The sequence below is a fragment of the Pseudomonas sp. UBA7500 genome, from assembly GCF_002478435.1.
In the GTDB taxonomy this organism is placed as follows: domain Bacteria; phylum Pseudomonadota; class Gammaproteobacteria; order Pseudomonadales; family Pseudomonadaceae; genus Aquipseudomonas; species Aquipseudomonas palmensis.
Map to the genome: position 1 here is coordinate 46505 of NZ_DLNW01000023.1, position 23581 is coordinate 70085.

A 23581-nucleotide genomic window follows, 5' to 3' on the forward strand; every position below is an offset into this window, starting at 1 on the left:
GGTTCGAAAATGCAGTGCGCCATAAATTTGACTGTGTACGATTTTTTGACTTAACTAGTGGCTGTTTTCTAATTTCAGACGTCCGATCACTGACCGCTCCAGTCGGAATGGATGTCGAGCATGCCCACATTGGGTGTCGAGTTGACTAGGGAAGTTTCGATTGCATGTGGCGTGAAACCAAAATTCTCCTGATCGATGACGATGACGCTCGCCGCCGCGACCTGGCGGTGGTGCTGAATTTTCTTGGCGAAGAAAATCTTTCCTGCTCCAGCCACGATTGGCAGCAGGTCGTTCAGTCGTTGTCATCCAGCCGTGAAGTACTCTGTGTCCTGGTCGGCACCGTGAACGCTCCGGCAAGCCTTTTGGGCTTGCTTAAGACCGTGGCTGCCTGGGATGAGTTCCTTCCGGTATTGCTGTTGGGTGAAATATCTTCTGCCGAGTTGCCCGAGGACCTGCGCCGCCGGGTGCTTTCCAACCTGGAGATGCCGCCCAGCTACAGCAAGCTGCTCGATTCGCTGCACCGTGCCCAGGTCTATCGCGAGATGTACGACCAGGCCCGCGAGCGCGGTCGTCAGCGTGAGCCCAACCTGTTCCGTAGCCTGGTCGGTACCAGCCGCGCCATCCAGCATGTGCGCCAGATGATGCAGCAGGTGGCCGACACCGACGCCAGCGTGCTGATCCTCGGCGAGTCGGGTACCGGCAAGGAAGTGGTCGCGCGCAACCTGCACTACCATTCCAAGCGCCGTGAAGCGCCGTTTGTACCGGTCAACTGCGGCGCGATCCCGGCCGAGCTGCTCGAAAGCGAACTGTTCGGTCACGAGAAGGGGGCGTTCACCGGCGCCATCACCAGCCGTGCCGGGCGTTTCGAGCTGGCCAATGGCGGCACTCTGTTTCTCGACGAAATCGGCGACATGCCGCTGCCGATGCAGGTCAAGCTGCTGCGCGTGCTGCAGGAACGCACCTTCGAGCGTGTGGGCAGCAACAAGACCCAGAGCATCGATGTGCGCATCATCGCCGCCACTCACAAGAACCTCGAGAGCATGATCGAGGTGGGCAGCTTTCGCGAAGACCTGTACTACCGCCTCAATGTGTTCCCGATCGAGATGGCCCCGCTGCGTGAGCGGGTCGAAGACATTCCGCTGCTGATGAACGAGTTGATCTCGCGCATGGAGCACGAGAAGCGGGGGTCGATCCGCTTCAATTCCGCCGCGATCATGTCGCTGTGCCGCCATGGCTGGCCGGGCAACGTGCGCGAGCTGGCGAACCTGGTGGAGCGCATGGCGATCATGCACCCGTATGGCGTGATCGGCGTGTCCGAGCTGCCGAAGAAGTTCCGCTACGTCGATGATGAAGACGAGCAACTGGTCGACAGCCTGCGCTCGGACCTGGAAGAGCGCGTGGCAATCAACGGCCATACGCCCAATTTCAGCAACCATGCGATGTTGCCGCCCGAAGGTCTCGACCTCAAGGACTACCTGGGCAGCCTCGAGCAGGGCCTGATCCAGCAGGCGCTGGACGATGCCAACGGTATCGTGGCGCGTGCCGCGGAGCGCCTGCGCATCCGCCGCACCACGCTGGTGGAAAAAATGCGCAAGTACGGCATGAGCCGTCGCGATGGAGACGAACAGGCGGAGGATTGACGCCTGCTTCCTGCCGGCAGGCCCCGACCGGGGCCTGCCGAACGCAATACCCCTATTTTCCACAGGGCTGTAAAGCCTGCCCTTGCTGGCTTTGGGCGGCGCGCCGCTGCTGCTGGCAACCCCCCGTCAAAGTATCCGGCACGGCTATTGCTATACCGCTGGCAACATACCGTTTTATGACGGTGAGCCATGCGAGAGAGCAACCCATGCCCCACGCCGCCCACATCCCCGCCGCCGAGCCCAGGCGTTCTGACGCCGCCGAACAGCAGAGTCGTCAGGGGCTCGAGCAGGCGTTTGCCCTGTTCGACCAGGTGTCGACCCAGCTGAGCCAGTCCTACAACCTGCTCGAGGCCCGTGTCACCGAGCTCAAGGGGGAGTTGGCCGTGGTCAGTGCGCAGCGCATGGCGGAGCTGGCGGAGAAGGAGCGACTGGCCAACCGCCTGCAGAACCTGCTGTCGCTGTTGCCCGGCGGGGTGATCGTGATCGACGGCCAGGGCCGCGTGCGCGAGGCCAACCCGGCCGCCGTCGAACTGCTGGGCCAGCCGCTGGTGGGCGAGCTGTGGCGTCAGGTGATCGCCCGCAGCTTTGCGCCGCGCGAGGACGACGGCCACGAAGTGTCGCTGCGCGATGGTCGCCGCCTGTCGATCGCTACCCGCTCGCTGGATGCCGAGCCGGGCCAGCTGGTGCTGTTGACCGATCTCACCGAAACCCGCCACCTGCAAAGCCAGCTGGCGCGGCACGAGCGCCTGTCGACCCTGGGGCGGATGGTGGCCTCGCTGGCGCATCAGATCCGCACGCCACTGTCGGCCGCCTTGCTGTATGCCAGTCACCTGGCCGAGCAGGACCTGCCGCTGGACACCCGTCAGCGTTTTGCCGGCAGCCTCAAGGAGCGTCTGCACGAACTCGAGCACCAGGTACGCGACATGCTGGTGTTCGCCCGCGGCGAACTGCCGCTGACCGACCGCGTGACCCCCAAGGCGTTGTTCCAGGCGCTGCAGCAGGCCGCGCAGGTACATGTACAGGGGTATGCTGTGCGCTGGCAGTGCGACAGCCACCTGGGTGAATTGCTGTGCAACCGCGACACCCTGGTGGGGGCGCTGCTCAATCTCATTGAAAACGCCCTGCAGGCCGCGCCCGGCGCTGCTCGGCTCAAGGTACACCTGTATCGTCGCGGGCAAAGCCTGCGCCTGTGCATCAGCGATGCCGGGCCGGGCATCGACAGTGCATTGCTGGCGCGCCTGGGCGAGCCGTTCCTGACCACCAAGGCCACTGGCACCGGGCTTGGCCTGGCGGTGGTGATGGCGGTTGCCCGAGCACACCAGGGCACCGTGCAGCTGCGCTCGCGCCCCGGGCGCGGTACCTGCGCGCTGGTGACCCTGCCGCTGATCGGCGCACCGCTGGAGGCAACGGCATGAGGGCGATCAAGGTTCTGCTGGTCGAGGATGACCGCGTACTGCGCCAGGCCCTGGCCGATACCCTGGAGCTGGGTGGCTTTGCCTATCACGCGGTGGGCTCGGCCGAAGAAGCGCTGGAAGTGGCGGCCAGTCAGCCCTTCAGCCTGGTGGTCAGCGACGTCAACATGCCGGGCATGGACGGCCACCAGTTGCTGGCCGCGTTGCGGGCCCGCCAGCCGCAGTTGCCGGTGTTGCTGATGACCGCGCACGCCGCCGTTGAGCGTGCAGTGGATGCGATGCGCCAGGGCGCTGCGGACTATCTGGTCAAGCCCTTCGAGCCGCGCGCTTTGCTCGACCTGGTGGCCCGTCATGCCCTGGGCGTTGCCAGCGGCGCGGACGCCGACGGTCCGGTGGCGCGCGAGCCTGCCAGTGCGCAGTTGCTCGAACTGGCCGCGCGGGTGGCGCGCAGTGATTCCACCGTGCTGATTTCCGGCGAATCGGGCACCGGCAAGGAGGTGCTGGCGCGCTACATTCACCAGCAGTCCCTGCGTGCCGACCAGCCATTCGTGGCCATCAACTGCGCCGCCATCCCCGACAACATGCTCGAAGCGACGTTGTTCGGACATGAAAAGGGCTCGTTCACCGGGGCGATAGCCGCCCAGCCAGGCAAGTTCGAGCAGGCCGACGGTGGCACGCTGCTGCTCGACGAGATTTCCGAAATGCCGCTGGGGCTGCAGGCCAAGCTGCTGCGAGTGCTGCAGGAGCGCGAGGTCGAGCGGGTAGGCGGGCGCAAGCCGATCGCGCTGGACATCCGCGTGGTCGCCACCACCAACCGCGACCTTGCCGGCGAAGTGGCGGCGGGGCGGTTTCGCGAAGACCTGTTCTATCGCCTGTCGGTGTTCCCGCTGGCCTGGCGACCGCTGCGCGAGCGCAGCGCCGACATTCTGCCGCTGGCCGAGCGTCTGCTGGCGCGACACGTCAATAAAATGAAGCATGCCCCCGTGCGCCTGTCGGCCCAGGCCCAGGCCTGCCTGCAAGGCTATCCGTGGCCGGGCAACGTGCGCGAGCTGGACAACGCCATCCAGCGGGCGCTGATCCTGCAGCAGGGCGGGGTGATCGAGGCGGCGGACTTCTGCCTGGCCGGGGTGCTGCCGCTGCTGGCGACATCGCCCGTAGAGCCGGTGCCGGTGCTGGCCGAGCCGTCCGAACCAGCCGGGCTGGGGGATGACCTGCGCCGCCACGAGTTCCAGGTGATCATCGATACCCTGCGCGCCGAGCGCGGGCGCCGCAAGGAGGCTGCCGAGCGTCTGGGCATCAGCCCGCGCACCTTGCGCTACAAGCTGGCACAGATGCGTGATGCCGGCCTGGATGTGGAGGCGAGTCTCTACGCCAGCGGCGTGTGACGCCGTAACCGGTCGTTTTTGTTGGTCCTGTGGGTAGAGCTGGCACTCTTGTTGCTAAGTTCTGCCTGTCCGCTGCGTAGTGTCAAAAAAATGCGGGTCGTCGGAGAGAAGAGTCAATGAGCCAAGGTGTTGAATTTAATCGATTGATGTTGGACATGCGGGCCATGCAGGCGGACGCCATGTCGATGTCGAAGGCTGCCCCTGCGCCAGAGCTTGGCTCGAGCGGTTTTGCCGACATGCTTGGCCAGGCCATCAACAAGGTCAGCGATACCCAGCAGGCGTCCACCCAGTTGGCCAACGCCTTCGAGATCGGCAAGAGCGGCGTCGACCTTACCGACGTGATGATCGCCTCGCAGAAGGCCAGCGTGTCGTTCCAGGCCTTGACCCAGGTGCGCAACAAGCTGGTGCAGGCGTATCAAGACATCATGCAGATGCCGGTATAAGGGCGAGATTGAGTCATGGCCGAAGCAGTCGTTGATAACGTGCCCGCCAAAGGCAGCCCGGCGCCCAAGCCGCCGCTGTTCGGCATGTCCTTTCTGGAAAACATCGCAGAGATGCCCATGCTGCGTCAGGTCGGCCTGCTGGTCGGGTTGGCGGCGAGCGTGGCGATCGGCTTTGCCGTGGTGCTGTGGTCGCAGCAGCCCGACTACCGCCCGCTGTACCCAAGCCTTGCCGGCATGGACACCAAGCAGGTCATGGACACCCTGTCCGCCGCCGACATCGCCTACAACGTCGAGCCCAGCTCCGGGGCGCTGCTGGTCAAGTCCGAAGACCTCTCCCGTGCGCGCCTGAAACTTGCCGCGGCCGGCGTGGCGCCAGGCGACGGCAACGTCGGCTTCGAACTGCTCGACAAGGAGCAGGGGCTGGGCACCAGCCAGTTCATGGAGGCCACCCGTTATCGTCGCGGCCTGGAAGGTGAACTGGCGCGTACCATCTCCAGCCTGAACAACGTCAAGGGTGCCCGCGTGCACCTGGCCATTCCGAAAAGCTCGGTGTTCGTGCGCGACGAGCGCAAGCCCAGTGCCTCGGTACTGGTCGAGCTGTATTCGGGGCGTGGCCTCGAGCCCGGCCAGGTGGCGGCCATCGTCAACCTGGTGGCGTCCAGCGTTCCGGAACTGAACAAGTCCCAGGTGACCGTGGTCGACCAGAAGGGCAACCTGCTGTCCGACCAGGGCGAGAACTCCGAGCTGACCATGGCCGGCAAGCAGTTCGACTACAGCCGCCGCATGGAAGGCATGCTCACCCAGCGCGTGCACAACATTCTGTTGCCGGTGCTGGGCAACGACCGCTACAAGGCCGAAGTCTCCGCCGACGTCGACTTCAGTGCGGTCGAGTCCACCTCCGAACAGTTCAACCCCGACCAGCCTGCCTTGCGCAGCGAGCAGTCGGTGAACGAACAACGCTCCAGCAGCATGGGCCCGCAGGGCGTGCCTGGTGCCCTGAGCAACCAGCCACCCGGCCCGGCCACTGCGCCACAGCAGACCGGTCAGGCACAGGCTGCCGCGGGCATGGTGCAACCAGGCCAGCCGCTGCTGGACGCCAACGGCCAGCAGATCATGGACCCGGCCACCGGCCAGCCGATGCTCGCACCGTACCCGGCCGACAAGCGTCAGCAGTCGACCAAGAACTTCGAACTGGACCGTTCCATCAGTCACACCCGCCAGCAGCAGGGGCGCCTGAGCCGCCTGTCGGTCGCGGTGGTGGTCGACGACCAGGTCAAGCTCGATCCGGCCACTGGCGAGTCGACCCGCGCCCCATGGGGGGCCGAAGACCTGGCGCGCTTCACGCGCCTGGTGCAGGACGCCGTCGGCTTCGATGCCAGCCGCGGTGACAGCGTCAGCGTGATCAACGTGCCATTCGCCGCCGACCGTGGCGAAGTGTTCACCGAGATTCCGTTCTACCAGCAACCGTGGTTCTGGGACATCATCAAGCAGGTCATGGGCGTGCTGTTCATCCTGGTGCTGGTGTTCGGCGTGCTGCGCCCGGTGCTCAACAACATCACCGGCAACGGCAAGCAGGGCGCCGGTGCCGATGGCGACATGGAACTGGGCGGCATGCTCGGTCTGGATGGCGATCTGGCCAACGACCGCGTCAGCCTGGGTGGTCCGCAAAGCATTCTGTTGCCTAGCCCGAGCGAGGGTTACGACGCTCAGCTGAACGCAATCAAGAGCCTGGTGGCCGAAGACCCGGGTCGTGTGGCCCAGGTCGTGAAAGAGTGGATCAACGCCGATGAGTGATAATCGAGCCCTTACCGCCAAACTGACCCGTGTCGACAAGGCGGCCATCCTGCTGCTGTCGCTGGGTGAAACCGATGCGGCGCAGGTGTTGCGCCACATGGGCCCAAAGGAAGTGCAGCGGGTCGGCGTGGCCATGGCGCAGATGGGCAACGTCCATCGCGAACAGGTCGAGCAGGTGATGAGCGAGTTCGTCGAGATCGTCGGCGACCAGACCAGCCTGGGTGTCGGCTCCGACGGCTACATCCGCAAGATGCTCACCCAGGCCCTGGGCGAGGACAAGGCCAACGGCCTGATCGACCGCATCCTGCTGGGTGGCAACACCAGCGGCCTGGACAGCCTGAAGTGGATGGAGCCGCGTGCCGTGGCTGACGTGATCCGCTACGAGCACCCGCAGATCCAGGCCATCGTGGTGGCCTACCTGGACCCCGACCAGGCCGGTGAGGTGCTGGGCAACTTCGATCACAAGGTGCGCCTGGACATCATCCTGCGCGTCTCCTCGCTCAACACCGTGCAGCCGGCGGCGCTCAAGGAGCTCAACCAGATTCTGGAGAAGCAGTTCTCGGGCAACTCCAACGCGGCGCGTACCACACTGGGCGGTATCAAGCGCGCGGCCGACATCATGAACTTCCTCGACAGTTCGGTCGAAGGCCAGCTGATGGACGCGATTCGCGACGTCGACGGCGAGCTGTCCGAGCAGATCGAAGACCTCATGTTCGTCTTCAACAACCTGGCCGATGTCGACGACCGCGGTATCCAGGCGCTGTTGCGCGAAGTGTCCTCGGACGTGCTCGTGGTGTCGCTCAAGGGCGCCGACGAGAAGGTCAAGGACAAGATCTTCAAGAACATGTCCAAGCGGGCTTCCGAGCTGCTGCGTGACGACCTCGAGGCCAAGGGCCCGGTGCGGGTCAGCGACGTGGAAACGGCGCAGAAAGAGATCCTCACCATTGCCCGGCGCATGGCCGAAGCCGGCGAGATCGTGCTTGGCGGCAAGGGCGCCGAAGAAATGATCTAAAGCCGTTCGCCGGCCCCGGCTCCTCCACAGGAGCCGGCCTTGCCGGCGGATGCCTCAACGCGGTACACGCCGGTGCCTGGCAGCCGCATCGCCGACCACCCCGGCGCCTACCCAATTGAACGCGTGGAATCATGTCGACCAACGAGCACCTGAGTGAACTGATCCCCGCCCGCGACGTCGAGGGCTTCGACCGCTGGGCGCTGCCCAGCTTCGACCCGGAGCCGGAACCCGAGCCCGAACCCGAGCCGGAAATCGTCGAGGAAGTCGAAGAAGTGCCGCTGGAAGAAGTCCAGCCGCTGACCCTCGAAGAGCTCGAAAGCATTCGCCAGGAAGCCTATAACGAAGGCTTTGCCACCGGCGAGCGCGAAGGGTTTCACAGCACCCAGCTCAAGGTCCGCCAGGAGGCCGAAGTGGCCCTGAGCGCCAAGCTGGCGAGCCTGGAGCAGCTGATGGGCCACCTGCTCGACCCGATCGCCGAGCAGGACAACCAGATCGAGAAGGCCCTGGTGCACATGGTCAGCCGCATCACCCGCGAGGTGATCGGGCGTGAGCTGGCCACCGACTCCAGCCAGATCACCCACGTGCTGCGCGAGGCCCTCAAGCTGCTGCCGATGGGCGCCGAAAACATCCGCATTCATGTCAATCCGCAGGACTTCGAGCTGGCCAAGGCCTTGCGCGAGCGTCATGAGGAAAACTGGCGCCTGCTCGAAGACGACGCCCTGTTGCCCGGTGGTTGCCGCATCGAGACGTTGCACAGCCGTATCGACGCCACCGTCGAGACCCGCATCGAAAAGGCCATGACCCAGTTGTTCGACCAGTTGCATGACCAGGGCCTGCACCCTGCCGCGCCAGACTTGCACGTCGACCTTGCTGGCGACGCGGGCACCCGCGAGGCCACGCCCGATGCGCCTTGACCGCACCAGCTTCGGCAAGCGCCTGGGCACCTATGCCGAGGCCGTAAGCCTGCCGGCGCAGCCGGTGGTGGAGGGGCGGTTGTTGCGCATGGTCGGCCTGACCCTGGAGGCCGAAGGCCTGCGCGCTGCCGTCGGCAGCCGCTGCCTGGTGATCAACGACGACAGCTACCATCCGGTGCAGGTCGAGGCCGAGGTCATGGGCTTTGCCGGTGACCGGGTGTTTCTCATGCCGGTGGGCAGCGTTGCCGGCATCGCGCCCGGTGCGCGGGTGGTGCCGCTGGCCGAAAGCGGCCGCCTGCCGATGGGCATGAGCATGCTCGGTCGCGTGCTGGATGGTGCCGGCCGGGCGCTGGATGGCAAGGGCGGGATGAAGGCCGAGGACTGGGTGCCGATGGACGGCCCCACCATCAACCCACTCAACCGCGACCCCATCAGCCAGCCGCTGGACGTGGGCATTCGCAGCATCAATGGCCTGCTGACGGTGGGCCGTGGCCAGCGCCTGGGCCTGTTCGCCGGTACCGGCGTGGGCAAGAGTGTGCTGCTGGGCATGATGACCCGTTTCACCGAGGCCGACATCATCGTGGTGGGGCTGATCGGTGAGCGGGGGCGTGAGGTCAAGGAGTTCATCGAGCACATCCTGGGCGAGGAGGGCATCAAGCGCTCGGTGGTGGTGGCATCCCCTGCCGATGATGCACCGCTGATGCGCCTGCGCGCCGCCATGTACTGCACGCGGATCGCCGAGTACTTTCGCGACAAGGGCAAGAACGTGCTGTTGCTGATGGATTCGCTGACCCGTTTCGCCCAGGCCCAGCGGGAAATCGCCCTGGCCATCGGCGAGCCGCCAGCCACCAAGGGCTATCCGCCTTCCGTGTTCGCCAAGCTGCCCAAGCTGGTGGAGCGCGCCGGCAACGGCGAGGCCGGTGGTGGCTCGATCACCGCCTTCTACACCGTGTTGTCCGAAGGCGACGACCAGCAGGACCCGATTGCCGACTCCGCGCGGGGCGTACTCGACGGCCATATCGTGCTGTCCCGGCGCCTGGCCGAAGAGGGGCACTACCCGGCCATCGATATCGAGGCTTCGATCAGCCGGGTCATGCCGCAGGTGGTCAGCCCCGAGCAGATGACCCAGGCCCAGCAGTTCAAGCAGCTCTGGTCGCGCCTGTCGCAAAGCCGCGACCTGATCAGCGTGGGTGCCTATGTGGCTGGCGGCGACCGCGAGACGGACCTGGCGATTTCCCTGCAACCCAAGTTGGTGCAGTACCTGCGCCAGGGGCTCAATGAAAACGTCAGCCATGAGCAGAGCCGCGATGAACTGGCGGCGGTGTTCGCCCCAGCGGCATCGGGCTGATAACCGATGGCCCTGCCAAGTCGTGCCGCGCGCCTGGTGCCGGTGGTGGAGATGGCCGAGGAGGCCGAGCGCAAGGCCGTGCAGCGCCTCGGGCATTTCCAGCAGCAGGTGAGCATGGCCGAAACCAAGCTCCGGGAACTGGACCAGTTTCGCAGCGAGTACCAGAACCAGTGGATGGAAAAGGGCGGCCAGGGCGTTTCAGGCAGCTGGCTGCTGGGCTATCAGCGCTTTCTCAGCCAACTGGACACCGCCGTGGCCCAGCAACACCAGAGCCTGGTGTGGCACCAGACCAACCTCAACAACGCACGGGCCACCTGGCAGCAGGCCTACGCCCGGGTCGAGGGCCTGCGCAAGCTGGTACAGCGCTACCGCGATGAAGCCCGCATGCTCGAGGACAAGCGCGAGCAGAAGCTGCTCGACGAATTGTCCCAGCGATTGCCGCGCCACGATCGCTTCTAGCACGGCATTGGTCGGCGCAGGTTGCCCAGGGGCGGGCGGGCTGCTAAACCTGTGGTGTCTGCAATCGCCATGATCGAAGGAGTCGAGCATATGGCCGTGGAGCACGATCTATCGCCGGATGGGAACAGCCTGACGATCAGGGTCAAGGGACGGTTCGATTTCGGCAAGCACCAGGCGTTTCGTGAATGCTACGAGCGCGAGCCAGTACCTTCCAAGGGCGTGGTCGTCGACTTGAAGGACGCCACCTATCTCGACAGCTCCGCCCTGGGCATGCTCCTGCTGCTGCGTGACCACGCCGGCGGCGACGATGCGTATATACGGGTGATCAACGCCAGCTCCGACGTTCGCAAGATCCTCGCCATCTCCAATTTCGACAAGCTGTTCGAGATCACTTGAGCGACCTCGTGAACGAGCAGTCGTCGCTGACCGTGCTGATTGCCGAAGATGGCGCCACCGACCGCCTGTTGCTGGCGCGCATCGTGCGCGAGCAGGGGCATTCGGTGATCACGGCCGAGAACGGTGCGCAGGCAGTGGCGCTGTTTGCCGAGCTGCGTCCGCAACTGGTGCTGCTCGACGCGCTGATGCCGGTGATGGACGGCTTCGAGGCGGCTCGCCAGATCAAGCTGATGGCTGGCCAGGCGCTGGTGCCGATCATCTTTCTTACCTCGCTGAGTGAGGAGCAAGCCCTGGTGCGTTGCCTGGAGGCTGGTGGCGACGACTTTCTGCCCAAGCCTTATCGCCCGGTGATCCTGGCCGCCAAGATCAAGGCGATGGATCGGCTGCGTCGCCTGCAGGCGACCGTGCTGGAGCAGCGCGACGAGCTGGCGCGCCACCACGGTCACCTGCTCAACGAGCAGCGGGTGGCCAAGGCGGTGTTCGATCAGGTCACGCACTCGGGGTGCCTGAATGCGCCGAACATCCGCTACCTGCAATCTCCCTATGCGCTGTTCAACGGCGACCTGCTGCTGGCGGCGTTCACGCCGACCGGTGAAATGCATGTGCTGCTGGGCGACTTCACTGGCCATGGCCTGCCGGCTGCAGTGGGCGCCATGCCGTTGGCCGAGGTGTTCTACGGCATGACCGCCAAGGGCTACGGCCTGGCCGAAACCTTGCGCGAGATGAACGCCAAGCTCAAGCGCATCCTGCCGGTGGACATGTTCTGCTGCGCAATGATGCTCAGCCTGAGTTTCGAGCGGCGCCTGGCCGAGGTATGGAACGGCGGCATGCCGGACGGCTACCTGCTGCCCGCGGCCGGTGGCGAGCCCCAGGCGCTGGTGTCGCGGCACTTGCCCTTGGGGGTGCTGGCGCCGGAGCGTTTCGACGAGCACCCCGAGGTGGTGTCGCTGGCGTTGGGGGATCGTCTGTTCCTGCTGTCCGATGGGGTGGTGGATACCTGCGACCAGGACGAGCAACTGTTCGGGGTGGAGCGCCTGCGCCAGGTGTTTGCGCGCAACCGTGCGCCGCAGCACCTGTTCGAGGATGTGCTGCAGGCGCTCGAAGACTTTCGCGGCCAGTCCCGCGACGATGTCAGCATGCTCGAGATCAGTGTGGTCGAGCCACAGACACTGGCCCCGCCGCCGCTGGTGTATTCGGACAGCGGCCAGTCCAGCCCGCTGGACTGGTCGCTGTCGTTCGAGTTTCGCGCGCAGACCCTCAAACGCTTCAACCCCTTGCCCTATCTGTTGCAGGTACTGCAGGAAATACACGGCCTGCGCCCCCAGAGCGGTGCGCTGCACAGCGTGCTCAACGAGCTCTACACCAATGCACTGGAGCACGGTGTGCTGGCCCTCGACTCGGCCCTCAAGCGCGACGCCCAGGGGTTTGCCGCCTATTATCAGGAGCGCAGCCGACGCCTGCAGGCATTGCAGGAAGGTTACATACGCTTGCACCTTCAGGTTGAACCCGTAGCGGGTGGCGGGCGTCTGGTGATTGAGATCGAAGATAGCGGCAGTGGCTTCGATGTGGGTACAGTGCTGGCCCGACCGGTGTTGGAGCAGCGGTTGTGCGGGCGTGGCCTGAGCCTGATCCGGCGTTTGAGCCGTCACGCCGAATGGGCCGACGGAGGGCGCAGGGCCCGCGTGGAGTTCGCCTGGGTGGCTCTGGCATAATTGAACTTGATCAAGGAGTGAGCAAGTGTCCGATCAGCGTATCGATAACAAGGTAGTGGGCGAGTTGCGGGAGGTCATGGGTAGCCAGTATGCCGAGTTGCTGGAGACCTTCCTGGCCGATTGCGAAAAGCGCATGGTGCAACTGCGCGACGCCCGCTCCCCCCGGCAGCTGAGTGAGGCTGCCCACAGTTTCAAGGGTAGCTGCAGCAACATGGGCGCCACCGACCTGGCCGAGTTGTGTCGGCAGCTGGAAGTGCGCGTGATGGAGCAGCCGGCACACGGCATCGAGGACCTGATCAGCCAGATCAGGTGCGAGTACCTCGAAGTGCGTCCCTTCTATGTCGCCGAGTTGGAGCGCGTGTCGCCGCAGGCGGCCAGGCATCCTGTGTAGCGCAAACCTGGCGCGACTCTTGCAGTCTCTTCGCTATTCAAGTTCGCGCTTCTGTAGTGGAGACCCTTCCCATGCCTGTCGCTTCAAACCCGCTGCTGCAACCGTCCGCCGTGGCCAAGGCCTCGCGCACGGCTGCGCCAGCGCCCGAAAAGGTGCCCCAGGTCGCCAATGACAAGGCTGCGGGCTTCTCCAAGGTGTATGCCGATCAGTCCCGCGACAAGCTGCCGGCCAAGGCGGATGTGCCCAATGCCGACAAGGCGGGCGTTGCAGCCGGGGCGGCAAATGCCGGCAAGACGGCGACCGATCAGGAGCGCACTGTTGCCGACAGCGGCAATTCATTGCCTGAACAGAAGCCGGCATCGGACGAGTCGACGCCAGTTGCCGATGACCTTCAACTGCTCGATTCGAGCCTGGTGGCGGGTCAGGTTACTGACGCCCAGGCCGGCGCACAGCTGATCCAGGCTCAGGCCGAAGCGGTGGCCCCAGTGGTGCAGGCGGCTGCCGCACAGTTGCAGGCCCAGGTGCAGGCCCCGGCCGTCGCGCCGCAGCCACCGGCCCCGGAAGAACCCGCTTTCGACCCGGCCGGCGACGTGCTCGAGGACCTGCCGGCATTGCGCCTGGCCCTGGAGCAGAACGCCCAGGCCCAGGGCACCACCTCTGCCCATGCCAGCAAGCCGACCACGGCGCAACCCGAAGCCACCCAGGGCCAGCCTGCCGTCAATACCCTGGCGGCCATGCTCGACCCGCGTCAGGCCGATCCGGGCGACAGCGAGCCGGGCGAGAAGGGCTTCAGCAACCTGCTCGATGACGGCCTGAAGGACCTCAAGGGCGCCTCCAGCGATACCCGTGTCGATGACTTTGCCGAGCGCCTCAGCGCGCTGACCCAGGCCGCGACGCCCAAGACCGCCAATGCGGTGCCGGTGGCGATGCCGCTGAACCAGCCGCTGGCGATGCACCAGGGTGGCTGGACCGAGGGCCTGGTCAATCGCGTGATGTACCTGTCCAGCCAGAACCTGAAGTCGGCTGAAATCAAGCTGGAGCCAGCCGAACTGGGGCGCTTGGACATTCGCGTGCACATGACACCCGAGCAGCAGGCGCAGATCACCTTCACCAGTGGCAACGTGGTGGTGCGCGAAGCGCTGGAAAACCAGGCCAGCCGGCTCAAGGAAATGTTCGCCGAACAGGGCCTGGCGCAACCTGACGTGAACGTGGCCGACCAGTCCCGCGAGCAGCAGCAGGGCTCGCAGGACGGCACCTCGAAGCTCAGCGGCGTGGCCGCGCGTCGCAATGAAGGCGCGGGCGGCGAAGAGGCCGACGCCGACGCGGCGGCCCAGCCCGTGGAGCGACCGGTGGTGCTGGGGTCCAGCGCGGTCGATTTCTACGCCTGATTGCACGGGTAGGGCTGGGCGGTTGCGGGGCGGCTGCCCAGCCCTTCACGGATGAATCTGCCCCTGCGTTCGTCGCCTTCCTCAATCGGGCCGGTGTGGCCCGCAAATCTGGCATAACACTTGCTCAACCCTCGCCATGTGGGACAAACCTCTTGTGAGTGACGGATTATTGGCATGGCGAAGAGCGAAGCAGTGAAAGACCCCGCCGTAAAAGGCAAACTCAAGCTGATCCTGCTGCTGGTGCTGGCATTGCTGCTGGCCATCGGCTTGTCGGTGGGCGCCACCTGGTTCTTCCTGCAAAGGGGCGACAGCAAACCTCAGGTCGACCCGGCAACCGTCAGCAACGTCAGGCCTGCGGCCATCTACGAGCCGCTGGCGCCAGCCTTCGTCGTCAACTTCAACCAGAACGGTCGTCAGCGCTACATGCAGGTGAGCATCACCATGCAGGGGCGCGACCAGGCTGCGCTGGATGCGCTGAAAGTGCACATGCCGGTGATCCGCAACAACCTGGTGATGCTCTTCTCCGGCCAGCCGTTCGACTCCCTGGCGACCCCGGTCGGCCAGGAGATGCTGCGCCAGAAGGCCACCGCCAGCGTGCAGGAAGTGGCCCAGAAAGAAGTCGGCAAGCTGGTGATCGACCAGTTGCTGTTCACCAATTTCGTATTGCAGTAGGAGCCCAAGATGGCCATGCAGGACCTGCTGTCCCAGGATGAGATCGATGCCCTGCTGCACGGCGTCGACGACGGGCTGGTGCAAACCGATAGCGGCGCCGACCCCGGCAGCATCAAGAGCTACGACCTGACCAGCCAGGACCGGATCGTGCGCGGGCGCATGCCGACCCTGGAAATGATCAACGAACGTTTCGCCCGCTATACCCGCGTGAGCATGTTCAACCTGCTGCGCCGCTCGGCGGATGTGGCAGTGGGGGGCGTGCAGGTGATGAAGTTCGGTGAGTACGTGCACTCGCTGTACGTGCCCACCAGCCTCAACCTGGTGAAGATCAAGCCGTTGCGCGGCACCTCGCTGTTCATCCTCGATGCCAAGCTGGTGTTCAAGCTGGTGGACAATTTCTTCGGCGGTGACGGTCGTCACGCCAAGATCGAGGGCCGCGAGTTCACGCCCACCGAATTGCGCGTGGTGCGCATGGTGCTGGACCAGTGCTTCGTCGACCTCAAGGAAGCCTGGCAGGCGATCATGCCGGTCAACTTCGAGTACATCAACTCGGAGGTCAACCCGGCCATGGCCAACATCGTCGGCCCGAGCGAGGCGGTGGTGGTGTCCACCTTCCACATCGAACTCGATGGCGGTGGCGGCGACCTGCACGTGACCATGCCCTACTCGATGATCGAGCCGGTGCGCGAAATGCTCGACGCGGGCTTCCAGTCCGACCTGGACGACCAGGACGAACGCTGGATCAAGGCCCTGCGCGAAGACGTGCTGGACGTCAGCGTGCCGATCAGCGCCACCGTGGCACGCCGCGAGCTGCGCCTGCGCGACATCCTGCACATGCAGCCGGGTGATGTGATCCCGGTCGAACTGCCGGACGAGCTGGTACTGCGCGCCAATGGCGTACCGTCGTTCAAGGCCAAGTTGGGCTCGCACAAGGGCACACTGGCATTGCAAGTAACCGAGCCGATCGAGCGCCGCTGATCGGTACCCTGGCTTTAACTCCGAATTGATTGCCCCGTCGAGGACAAGATGGCTGACGAAAACGATATCACCTCCATGGAAGACCAGGCCCTGGCCGATGAGTGGGCAGCAGCCCTGAGCGAGACCGGCGACGCCGGCCAGTCCGACATCGACGCGCTGTTGGCGGCTGACGGCGGCAGCAGTGCCGGCTCGCCCAACCGCCTGCCGATGGAAGAATTCGGCAGCTCGCCCAAGGGCAACGATGCAGTGACCCTGGACGGCCCGAACCTGGACGTGATCCTGGATATTCCGGTGAGCATCTCGATGGAAGTGGGCAGCACCGAAATCAACATCCGCAACCTGCTGCAACTGAACCAGGGTTCGGTGATCGAGCTGGACCGCCTGGCCGGCGAGCCGCTGGACGTGCTGGTCAACGGCACCCTGATCGCGCACGGCGAGGTGGTGGTGGTGAACGAGAAGTTCGGCATCCGCCTGACCGACGTGATCAGCCCGAGCGAACGCATCAAGAAGCTGCGCTGAGTGAAGCGTCTTCTGCAAGCGGGGCTGACCGGGGTCGGCCTGCTCTGGCTCGACCTGGCACTGGCGGCACAGCCCGCGGCCACGACAGCCGCGGCGACCACGGCAGCAGCCGGCAGTGCCAGCGGGCAGTTGGGCCGTCTGGTGCTGGGGTTGTTGCTGGTGCTGGGCCTGATCTTCTTTCTCGCCTGGCTGCTGCGCCGGGTGCAGAACGTGACGCCGCGTGGCCAGCAGGTCATCGAGATCGTCGGCACGCGCGTGGTCGGCCCGCGTGATCGGCTGCTGCTGGTGCAGGTGGGCAACGAACAGATACTGATCGGTCATACGCCGGGCAGCCTTACCGCATTGCATGTGCTGGCCGAGCCGGTGCAGGTACCGGCCAGCGCCCGCCAGGCTACGCCCGAATTCGCCCAGCGCCTGATGGAGCTGCTGGGCAAGGATCAAAAGGACAAGTCGTGATGGGCGCATTGCGCATGCTGTTGACTCTGCTGCTGATGTTCGCAGCGCCGCTGGCCCTGGCCGCCGACCCGCTGTCGATTCCGGCGATCACCCTGTCCAACGGGGCGGATGGGCAGCAGGAGTACTCGGTCAGCCTGCAGATCCTGCTGATCATGACGGCGCTGAGCTTCATTCCGGCGTTCGTGATCCTGATGACCAGCTTCACCCGGATCATCATCGTGTTCTCGATCCTGCGCCAGGCCCTGGGCCTGCAGCAGACGCCGTCGAACCAGATCCTCACCGGCATGGCGCTGTTCCTGACCCTGTTCATCATGGCGCCGGTATTCGACCGGGTGAACAAGGATGCCCTGCAGCCGTACCTGGCCGAGACCCTGTCGGCCCAGGACGCGGTGGCCAAGGCCCAGGTGCCCCTCAAGGACTTCATGCTGGCGCAGACCCGCGAGAGCGATCTCGACCTGTTCATGCGCCTGTCCAAGCGTACCGATATCGCCACGCCGGACGAGGCGCCGTTGACCATTCTGGTACCGGCCTTCGTCACCTCCGAACTCAAGACCGCGTTCCAGATCGGCTTCATGATCTTCATCCCGTTCCTGATCATCGACCTGGTGGTGGCCAGTGTGCTGATGGCCATGGGTATGATGATGCTGTCGCCGCTGATCATCTCCCTGCCGTTCAAGATCATGCTGTTCGTGCTGGTGGATGGCTGGGCGTTGATCATGGGCACCCTGGCCGGCAGTTTCGGTGGCGTCTAGCGCGCCGAGGAGAACAACATGACCCCAGAAGTTGCTGTCGACCTGTTCCGCGATGCGCTGTGGCTGACCACCATGATCGTGGCCGTGCTGGTGGTGCCGAGCCTGCTGGTGGGCCTGATGGTGGCCATGTTCCAGGCCGCCACCCAGATCAACGAACAGACCCTGAGCTTCCTGCCGCGCCTGCTGGTGATGCTGATCACGCTGATCGTGGCCGGGCCCTGGCTGGTGCAGAAGTTCATGGAATACATCCTGTCGTTGTACGGCAGCATTCCCCAGTTGATCGGCTGAGCGCGCGATGCTCCAGTTGACCGATGCGCAGATCGCCACCTGGGTGGCGAGCTTCATCCTGCCGCTGTTTCGCATTGCCGCCGTGCTGATGACCATGCCCATCATCGGGACCAAGATGGTGCCGGGGCGCATCCGCCTGTACCTGGCCCTGGCGATCACCGTGGTGGTGGTGCCGGGCCTGCCGCCGATGCCCGAAGTCAATCCGCTGTCGCTCAGCGGGCTGCTGCTGATTGCCGAGCAGATCCTCATCGGTGCGGTATTCGGCCTGTCGCTGCAGCTGTTCTTCCAGATATTCGTGGTGGCCGGGCAGGTGGTGGCCATCCAGATGGGCATGGCCTTCGCCTCCATGGTCGACCCGGTCAACGGCGTCAACGTGGCGGTGGTCAGCCAGTTCCTGAGCATGCTGGTGACGCTGCTGTTCCTGTCGATGAACGGGCACCTGGTGGTGTTCGAGGTGATCACCGAGAGCTTCACCACCTTGCCGGTGGGCACCGGCCTGATGGTCAACCACTACTGGGACCTGGTCGGGCGGCTGAGCTGGGTGCTGGGCGCGGCGCTGCTGCTGGTGCTGCCGGCGATCACCGCGCTGCTGGTGGTGAACATCGCCTTCGGCGTGATGACCCGTGCAGCGCCGCAGCTGAACATCTTCTCCATCGGTTTCCCGTTGACCCTGGTGCTGGGGCTCGGGATTTTCTGGGTTGTCCTGGCCGACATCCTTTCCCATTACCAGGCGCTGGCCTCCGAGGCCCTGCAGTGGCTGCGTGAGCTGGCGAGGGCGAGCTGAGCATGGCAGAGAGCGAAAGCGGTCAGGACAAGACAGAAGACCCCACGGAGAAAAAGAAGAAGGACGCCCGCGAGAAGGGCGAGATCGCCCGTTCCAAGGAGCTCAACACGGTGGTGGTGACCCTGGCCGGGGCCGGTGGCCTGCTGGTGTTCGGTGGTGGCCTGGCCGAAGTGCTGATGGACATCATGCGCATCAACTTCACCCTGTCGCGCGACACGCTGATCGACGAGCGCTCGATGGGCACCTTCTTGCTGGCCTCGGGCAAGATGGCCCTGATGGCGCTGCAGCCGGTATTGCTGGTGGCGCTGATCGTGGCCTTCATCGGGCCGATCTCGCTGGGTGGCTGGCTGTTTGCCGGCGGCACCCTGGCGCCCAAGTTCAGCCGCATGAACCCGCTGTCGGGGATCAAGCGCATGTTTTCCCTGAACGCACTGACCGAGCTGCTCAAGGCCCTGGCGAAGTTCTTCGTGATCCTGATCGTGGCGCTGGTGGTGTTGTCGTCGGACCGTGACGACCTGCTGGCCATTGCCAACGAGCCGCTGGAGCAGGCGATCATCCACAGCGTGCAGGTGGTGGGCTGGAGTGCCCTGTGGATGGCCGCCGGCCTGTTGCTGATTGCCCTGGTGGACGTGCCGTTGCAGCTGTACCAGTCGCACAAGAAGCTGCTGATGACCAAGCAGGAGGTGCGCGACGAGTACAAGAACAGCGAGGGCAAGCCGGAGGTCAAGCAGCGTATTCGCCAGTTGCAGCGCGAGATGTCGCAGCGGCGCATGATGGCGGCGATCCCCGATGCCGACGTGATCATCACCAACCCGACCCACTATGCGGTGGCGCTCAAGTACGACCCCGAGAAGGGCAATGCGCCGACGCTGCTGGCCAAGGGCACCGATTTCCTGGCGCTGAAGATTCGCGAAATCGCCAATGCCCACAACATCCAGGTGCTGGAATCGCCTGAGCTGGCGCGTTCGATCTTCTACTCCACCGAGCTCGAGGAAGAGATCCCGGCCGGCCTCTACCTGGCCGTGGCCCAGGTGCTGGCCTACGTGTATCAGATTCGCCAGCACCGGGCGGGCAAGGGCAAGGCGCCGGAGCCGCTCAAGGATCTGCCGATTCCGCCGGACCTGCGCCGCGATTCCTGAACCGTTTGAGCTCTTCCCGTCGGCGCCGAGGTGTCGGCCCCTTCGCTGCAGGAGCCGGCAGTGTCGGCGAAGGTCGCGTCACTGATCCAAAGTTGGAAAGCTTCTTGCAATAGCAGCGCCAAGCGCCCGCATGGCGTCAAAAGTTTGCTTGAAGAGGAATATCGGTGGATCGCTCTCAGTTAATCAACAGCGCCCGTAGCAACCTGTCCGGGCTCGGCCGGGGCAACCTGGGGGTGCCGCTGTTGCTGCTGGTGATGTTGGCAATGATGATGTTGCCGATCCCGCCGTTCCTGCTCGACGTGTTCTTCACCTTCAACATCGCCCTGTCCATCGTCGTGCTGCTGGTGTGCGTGTACGCCTTGCGCCCGCTGGATTTCGCCGTGTTTCCGACCATCCTGCTGGTGGCCACGCTGCTGCGCCTGGCGCTGAACGTGGCGTCCACGCGGGTGGTGATGCTCCACGGCCACGACGGCCACGAAGCCGCGGGCAAGGTGATCCAGGCCTTCGGCGAGGTGGTGATCGGCGGCAACTACGTGGTCGGTATCGTGGTGTTCGCGATCCTCATGATCATCAACTTCGTGGTGGTGACCAAGGGTGCGGGGCGCATTTCCGAGGTGAGCGCGCGCTTCACCCTCGACGCCATGCCCGGCAAGCAGATGGCCATCGACGCCGACCTCAACGCCGGCCTGATCGACCAGGCCCAGGCCAAGGCACGGCGTACCGAAGTGGCCCAGGAGGCCGAGTTCTACGGTTCGATGGACGGTGCCAGCAAGTTCGTGCGCGGTGACGCCATCGCCGGCCTGCTGATCCTGTTCATCAACCTGATCGGCGGCATGGCCGTGGGTATCTTCCAGCACGGCATGACCTTCGGCGACGCCGGTCGCGTGTATGCGCTGCTCACCATCGGTGACGGTTTGGTGGCGCAGCTGCCTTCGCTGCTGCTGTCCACCGCCGCCGCGATCATGGTTACCCGTGCCTCGGGCTCCGAGGAAATGGGCAAGCAGATCAACCGGCAGATGTTCGATTCGCCCAAGGCGCTGGCCGTGTCCGGCGGCCTGATGATCGTCATGGGGCTGGTGCCGGGCATGCCGCACGTGGCATTCCTCAGCCTCGGCCTGATGGCCGCGGGCGGCGCCTACCTGGTGTGGCGCAAGCAGAACCAGGCCAAGGTCAAGGCACAGCAGGAAGTGCAGCGCCAGCAGGACCTGCTGCCGTCGCCGCAGCGTGCTCAGGAAACCAAGGAGCTGGGCTGGGACGACGTTACCCCGATCGACATGATCGGCCTGGAAGTCGGCTACCGGCTGATCCCGCTGGTGGACCGCAACCAGGGTGGGCAGTTGCTGGCGCGGATCAAGGGGGTGCGCAAGAAGCTGTCCCAGGACCTGGGCTTCCTGATGCCCACCGTGCACATCCGCGACAACCTCGACCTGGCCCCCAGCGCCTACCGCCTGACGCTGATGGGGGTGATCCTGGCCGAGGCCGAGATCTACCCCGACCGCGAACTGGCGATCAACCCGGGGCAGGTGTTCGGCAACCTCAATGGCATCGCCGCCAGGGACCCGGCCTTCGGCCTGGAGGCAGTGTGGATCGATGTGGCCCAGCGCAGCCAGGCGCAATCGCTGGGCTACACCGTGGTGGACGCGAGCACCGTGGTCGCCACCCACCTCAACCAGATCCTCTACAAGCATTGCCACGAGCTGATCGGTCACGAAGAGGTACAGCAACTGCTGCAGGTCCTGGCCAAGGGCTCGCCCAAGCTGGCCGAGGAACTGGTGCCGGGGGTGCTGCCGCTGTCCGGTCTGCTCAAGGTGCTGCAGGCGTTGCTGGCCGAGCAGGTGCCGGTGCGCGACATCCGCACCATTGCCGAAGCCATCGCCAACAATGCCGCCAAGAGTCAAGATACCGCCGCGCTGGTGGCTTCGGTGCGCGTAGGATTGAGCCGCGCAATCGTGCAAAGCATTGTAGGAACTGAGTCCGAGCTGCCTGTGATCACGCTTGAGCCAAGGTTGGAACAGATTTTGCTCAATAGTTTGCAAAGGGCCGGGCAGGGTCAGGAAGATGGTGTTCTTCTTGAGCCGAGCATGGCCGAAAAGCTTCAGCGTTCGTTGATCGAGGCCGCCCAGCGTCAGGAGATGCAAGGGCAACCTGCAATCCTGCTGGTCGCAGGACCCGTTCGACAGATGCTGTCGCGTTTTGGCCGCCTGGCTGTACCGAATTTGCATGTTTTGGCGTATCAGGAAATACCTGACAACAAGCAAGTTACCATCGTTGCCACAGTAGGCCCCAACGGCTGAGGTAGTGGGATATGCAAGTTAAGCGTTTTTTCGCCGCTGATATGCGTCAGGCCATGAAGCTGGTTCGTGATGAGCTGGGGGCAGAGGCCGCCATCATCGGCAACCGACGGATTGCTGGCGGTGTCGAGCTGACGGCGGCGCTGGACTACAAGCTGTCCGCGCTTGCGCCGCGGGTGCCGAACGTCGAGCTCGAGGACGAACTGCGCAAGACCCAGTCGCGCATCGTCACCGCGCAGGCCGAGCTCAGCAGCCGGGTCGAAGGCGAGGAGGGCAACCGCCAGTTGTTCGCCGGCCTGCCGCTGACCGCCTCCGAGCCGCTGGTAGAGCCGCAGGTCGAGGCCCCCGTGCGGCCTCAGGCAGCAGCCCCGGCGCCGGTCGATCAGCGCCTGTTCGATTCCATGCGTTCGGAACTCTCGGGCCTACGCGAGCTGCTCGAAGTGCAGCTCGGCTCGCTGGCCTGGACCCAGCTGCAGGGCAGCAAGCCGCACCAGGCCAACCTCTGGCGCCGCCTGCAGCGCATCGGCATCGCCGGGCCGCTGGCCCGCGAGGTGCTGGACATCACTGCCGACATCGAAGAGCCCCGCCAGGCCTGGCGCATGCTGCTGGCGCACCTGGCCCGCATGATCCAGGTGCCGGAAATCGAGCCGATCGAAGAGGGCGGCGTGATCGCCATGGTCGGCCCGGCCGGCATGGGCAAGACCACCACCCTGGCCAAGCTGGCGGCGCGCTATGTGCTCAAGTACGGCGCGCAGAACATCGCGCTGGTGAGCATGGACAGCTTTCGCATCGGCGCCCAGGAACAACTCAAGACCCTGGGGCGCATCCTGAATGTGTCGGTGACCCACGTCGACCCCGGCCAGTCGCTGGCCCAGGCCCTGGACCCTCTGCTGCGCAAGCGCGTGGTGCTGATCGATACCGCCGGCCTGCAGGCCAGCGACCCGGCACTGCGCATGCAGCTCGAAACCCTGGCCGGGCGCGGCATCCAGGCCAAGAATTACCTGGTGCTGGCCACCACCAGCCAGAAGCAGGTGCTGACCGCTGCCTACCACAGCTACAAGCGCTGCGGGCTGGCCGGTTGCATCCTGACCAAGCTCGACGAAACGGCGTGCCTGGGCGAGGTGCTGAGCCTGGCCATCACGCATGAGTTGCCGGTGGCCTATCTGACCGATGGGCCGCGCATTCCGGACGATCTGCACTTGCCGCGCCGGCACCATCTGGTCAGTCGCGCGGTCAGTGTACAAATGCAGGACGATCCCAGCGAAGAGGCCATGGCCGACATGTTCGCCGATCTGTACCACAGCGACGGCAAGCGTGTCGGCTGAGGTAAATGTGTATACGTTGCAAAGTACCTACATCAATGGTCTGCCAGGCATTTTTCAGGTGTTGAAAGCGCAGCCAGTCATGT

Annotated in this window: 24 protein-coding genes; 23 read left to right on the plus strand and 1 reads right to left on the minus strand. The window is 64.8% G+C overall.

Annotated elements, in window-relative coordinates; all coding sequences use genetic code 11:
• Positions 1-86 precede the first annotated feature (86 nt).
• Positions 87-275: a hypothetical protein gene (locus B4I46_RS10805; protein ID WP_229590459.1), complete on the minus strand. Its 189-nt coding sequence runs from the start codon at positions 273-275 to the stop codon at positions 87-89.
• On the opposite strand from B4I46_RS10805, the gene fleQ reads away from it, so the two are divergent.
• The 23 genes from fleQ to flhF all read left to right on the plus strand — a co-directional run bounded on the left by fleQ (position 222) and on the right by flhF (position 23498).
• On the plus strand, positions 222-1640 hold the full coding sequence (gene fleQ, locus B4I46_RS10810; RefSeq protein WP_235384250.1) for a transcriptional regulator FleQ: 1419 nt from the start codon (positions 222-224) through the stop codon (positions 1638-1640). The genes B4I46_RS10805 and fleQ overlap by 54 nt on opposite strands.
• A gap of 206 nt (positions 1641-1846) precedes the next feature.
• Positions 1847-3055: a sensor histidine kinase gene (locus tag B4I46_RS10815; RefSeq protein ID WP_286900119.1), complete on the plus strand. Its 1209-nt coding sequence runs from the start codon at positions 1847-1849 to the stop codon at positions 3053-3055.
• A complete protein-coding gene (locus tag B4I46_RS10820) occupies positions 3052-4437 on the plus strand; it encodes a sigma-54-dependent transcriptional regulator (RefSeq protein ID WP_104572215.1) in 1386 nt (461 codons plus the stop codon). Before B4I46_RS10815 ends, B4I46_RS10820 begins: the two co-directional genes overlap by 4 nt.
• Before the next feature lie 116 nt (positions 4438-4553).
• On the plus strand, positions 4554-4880 hold the full coding sequence (fliE, locus tag B4I46_RS10825; RefSeq protein WP_043861803.1) for a flagellar hook-basal body complex protein FliE: 327 nt from the start codon (positions 4554-4556) through the stop codon (positions 4878-4880).
• 15 nt (positions 4881-4895) lie between these two features.
• Complete coding sequence (gene fliF / locus B4I46_RS10830; protein WP_043861804.1) at positions 4896-6674, plus strand: flagellar basal-body MS-ring/collar protein FliF; 1779 nt, start codon at positions 4896-4898, stop codon at positions 6672-6674.
• Complete coding sequence (gene fliG / locus B4I46_RS10835; protein WP_043861805.1) at positions 6667-7686, plus strand: flagellar motor switch protein FliG; 1020 nt, start codon at positions 6667-6669, stop codon at positions 7684-7686. Before fliF ends, fliG begins: the two co-directional genes overlap by 8 nt.
• 131 nt (positions 7687-7817) lie before the next feature.
• Positions 7818-8600 carry a flagellar assembly protein FliH gene (gene fliH / locus B4I46_RS10840; protein ID WP_054915633.1) on the plus strand — a complete coding sequence of 261 codons (783 nt, stop codon included), beginning with the start codon at positions 7818-7820 and terminating at the stop codon, positions 8598-8600.
• The gene (gene fliI, locus B4I46_RS10845; RefSeq protein ID WP_043861807.1) at positions 8590-9948 is read left to right on the plus strand and encodes a flagellar protein export ATPase FliI; all 1359 of its coding nucleotides are present in this window, start codon (positions 8590-8592) and stop codon (positions 9946-9948) included. The genes fliH and fliI overlap by 11 nt, the downstream gene beginning before the upstream one ends.
• A 6-nt stretch (positions 9949-9954) precedes the next feature.
• Positions 9955-10407, plus strand: a complete 453-nt coding sequence (gene fliJ, locus B4I46_RS10850) for a flagellar export protein FliJ (protein ID WP_043861808.1) — start codon at positions 9955-9957, stop codon at positions 10405-10407.
• Between the two features lie 90 nt (positions 10408-10497).
• Positions 10498-10803: an STAS domain-containing protein gene (locus B4I46_RS10855; RefSeq protein ID WP_043861809.1), complete on the plus strand. Its 306-nt coding sequence runs from the start codon at positions 10498-10500 to the stop codon at positions 10801-10803.
• Positions 10800-12515, plus strand: coding sequence for a fused response regulator/phosphatase (locus B4I46_RS10860; protein WP_043861810.1), 1716 nt, complete (start codon positions 10800-10802; stop codon positions 12513-12515). Before B4I46_RS10855 ends, B4I46_RS10860 begins: the two co-directional genes overlap by 4 nt.
• Before the next feature lie 25 nt (positions 12516-12540).
• The gene (locus tag B4I46_RS10865) at positions 12541-12906 is read left to right on the plus strand and encodes an Hpt domain-containing protein (protein WP_043861811.1); all 366 of its coding nucleotides are present in this window, start codon (positions 12541-12543) and stop codon (positions 12904-12906) included.
• A gap of 71 nt (positions 12907-12977) precedes the next feature.
• Positions 12978-14294 (plus strand): flagellar hook-length control protein FliK, encoded by a 1317-nt coding sequence (locus B4I46_RS10870; protein WP_088515602.1) that lies wholly within the window; start codon positions 12978-12980, stop codon positions 14292-14294.
• Positions 14295-14468: 174 nt separating this feature from the next.
• On the plus strand, positions 14469-14966 hold the full coding sequence (fliL, locus tag B4I46_RS10875) for a flagellar basal body-associated protein FliL (RefSeq protein ID WP_054915630.1): 498 nt from the start codon (positions 14469-14471) through the stop codon (positions 14964-14966).
• Positions 14967-14975: 9 nt separating this feature from the next.
• Complete coding sequence (gene fliM / locus B4I46_RS10880; protein WP_043861814.1) at positions 14976-15944, plus strand: flagellar motor switch protein FliM; 969 nt, start codon at positions 14976-14978, stop codon at positions 15942-15944.
• A 48-nt stretch (positions 15945-15992) separates the two neighbouring features.
• Positions 15993-16463, plus strand: coding sequence for a flagellar motor switch protein FliN (gene fliN, locus B4I46_RS10885; RefSeq protein WP_043861815.1), 471 nt, complete (start codon positions 15993-15995; stop codon positions 16461-16463).
• A gap of 24 nt (positions 16464-16487) precedes the next feature.
• Positions 16488-16919 carry a flagellar biosynthetic protein FliO gene (gene fliO / locus B4I46_RS10890; RefSeq protein ID WP_370409109.1) on the plus strand — a complete coding sequence of 144 codons (432 nt, stop codon included), beginning with the start codon at positions 16488-16490 and terminating at the stop codon, positions 16917-16919.
• The gene (gene fliP, locus B4I46_RS10895; RefSeq protein ID WP_054915628.1) at positions 16919-17671 is read left to right on the plus strand and encodes a flagellar type III secretion system pore protein FliP; all 753 of its coding nucleotides are present in this window, start codon (positions 16919-16921) and stop codon (positions 17669-17671) included. The genes fliO and fliP overlap by 1 nt, the downstream gene beginning before the upstream one ends.
• Positions 17672-17689: 18 nt before the next feature.
• The gene (gene fliQ, locus B4I46_RS10900) at positions 17690-17959 is read left to right on the plus strand and encodes a flagellar biosynthesis protein FliQ (RefSeq protein WP_043861818.1); all 270 of its coding nucleotides are present in this window, start codon (positions 17690-17692) and stop codon (positions 17957-17959) included.
• A 7-nt stretch (positions 17960-17966) separates the two neighbouring features.
• On the plus strand, positions 17967-18743 hold the full coding sequence (gene fliR / locus B4I46_RS10905; protein ID WP_054915627.1) for a flagellar biosynthetic protein FliR: 777 nt from the start codon (positions 17967-17969) through the stop codon (positions 18741-18743).
• Between the two features lie 2 nt (positions 18744-18745).
• On the plus strand, positions 18746-19882 hold the full coding sequence (gene flhB, locus B4I46_RS10910) for a flagellar biosynthesis protein FlhB (RefSeq protein ID WP_054915626.1): 1137 nt from the start codon (positions 18746-18748) through the stop codon (positions 19880-19882).
• A 164-nt stretch (positions 19883-20046) separates the two neighbouring features.
• Positions 20047-22176: a flagellar biosynthesis protein FlhA gene (gene flhA, locus B4I46_RS10915; protein WP_043861821.1), complete on the plus strand. Its 2130-nt coding sequence runs from the start codon at positions 20047-20049 to the stop codon at positions 22174-22176.
• An 11-nt stretch (positions 22177-22187) separates the two neighbouring features.
• Positions 22188-23498 (plus strand): flagellar biosynthesis protein FlhF, encoded by a 1311-nt coding sequence (gene flhF / locus B4I46_RS10920; protein WP_043861822.1) that lies wholly within the window; start codon positions 22188-22190, stop codon positions 23496-23498.
• Positions 23499-23581: the final 83 nt, after the last annotated feature.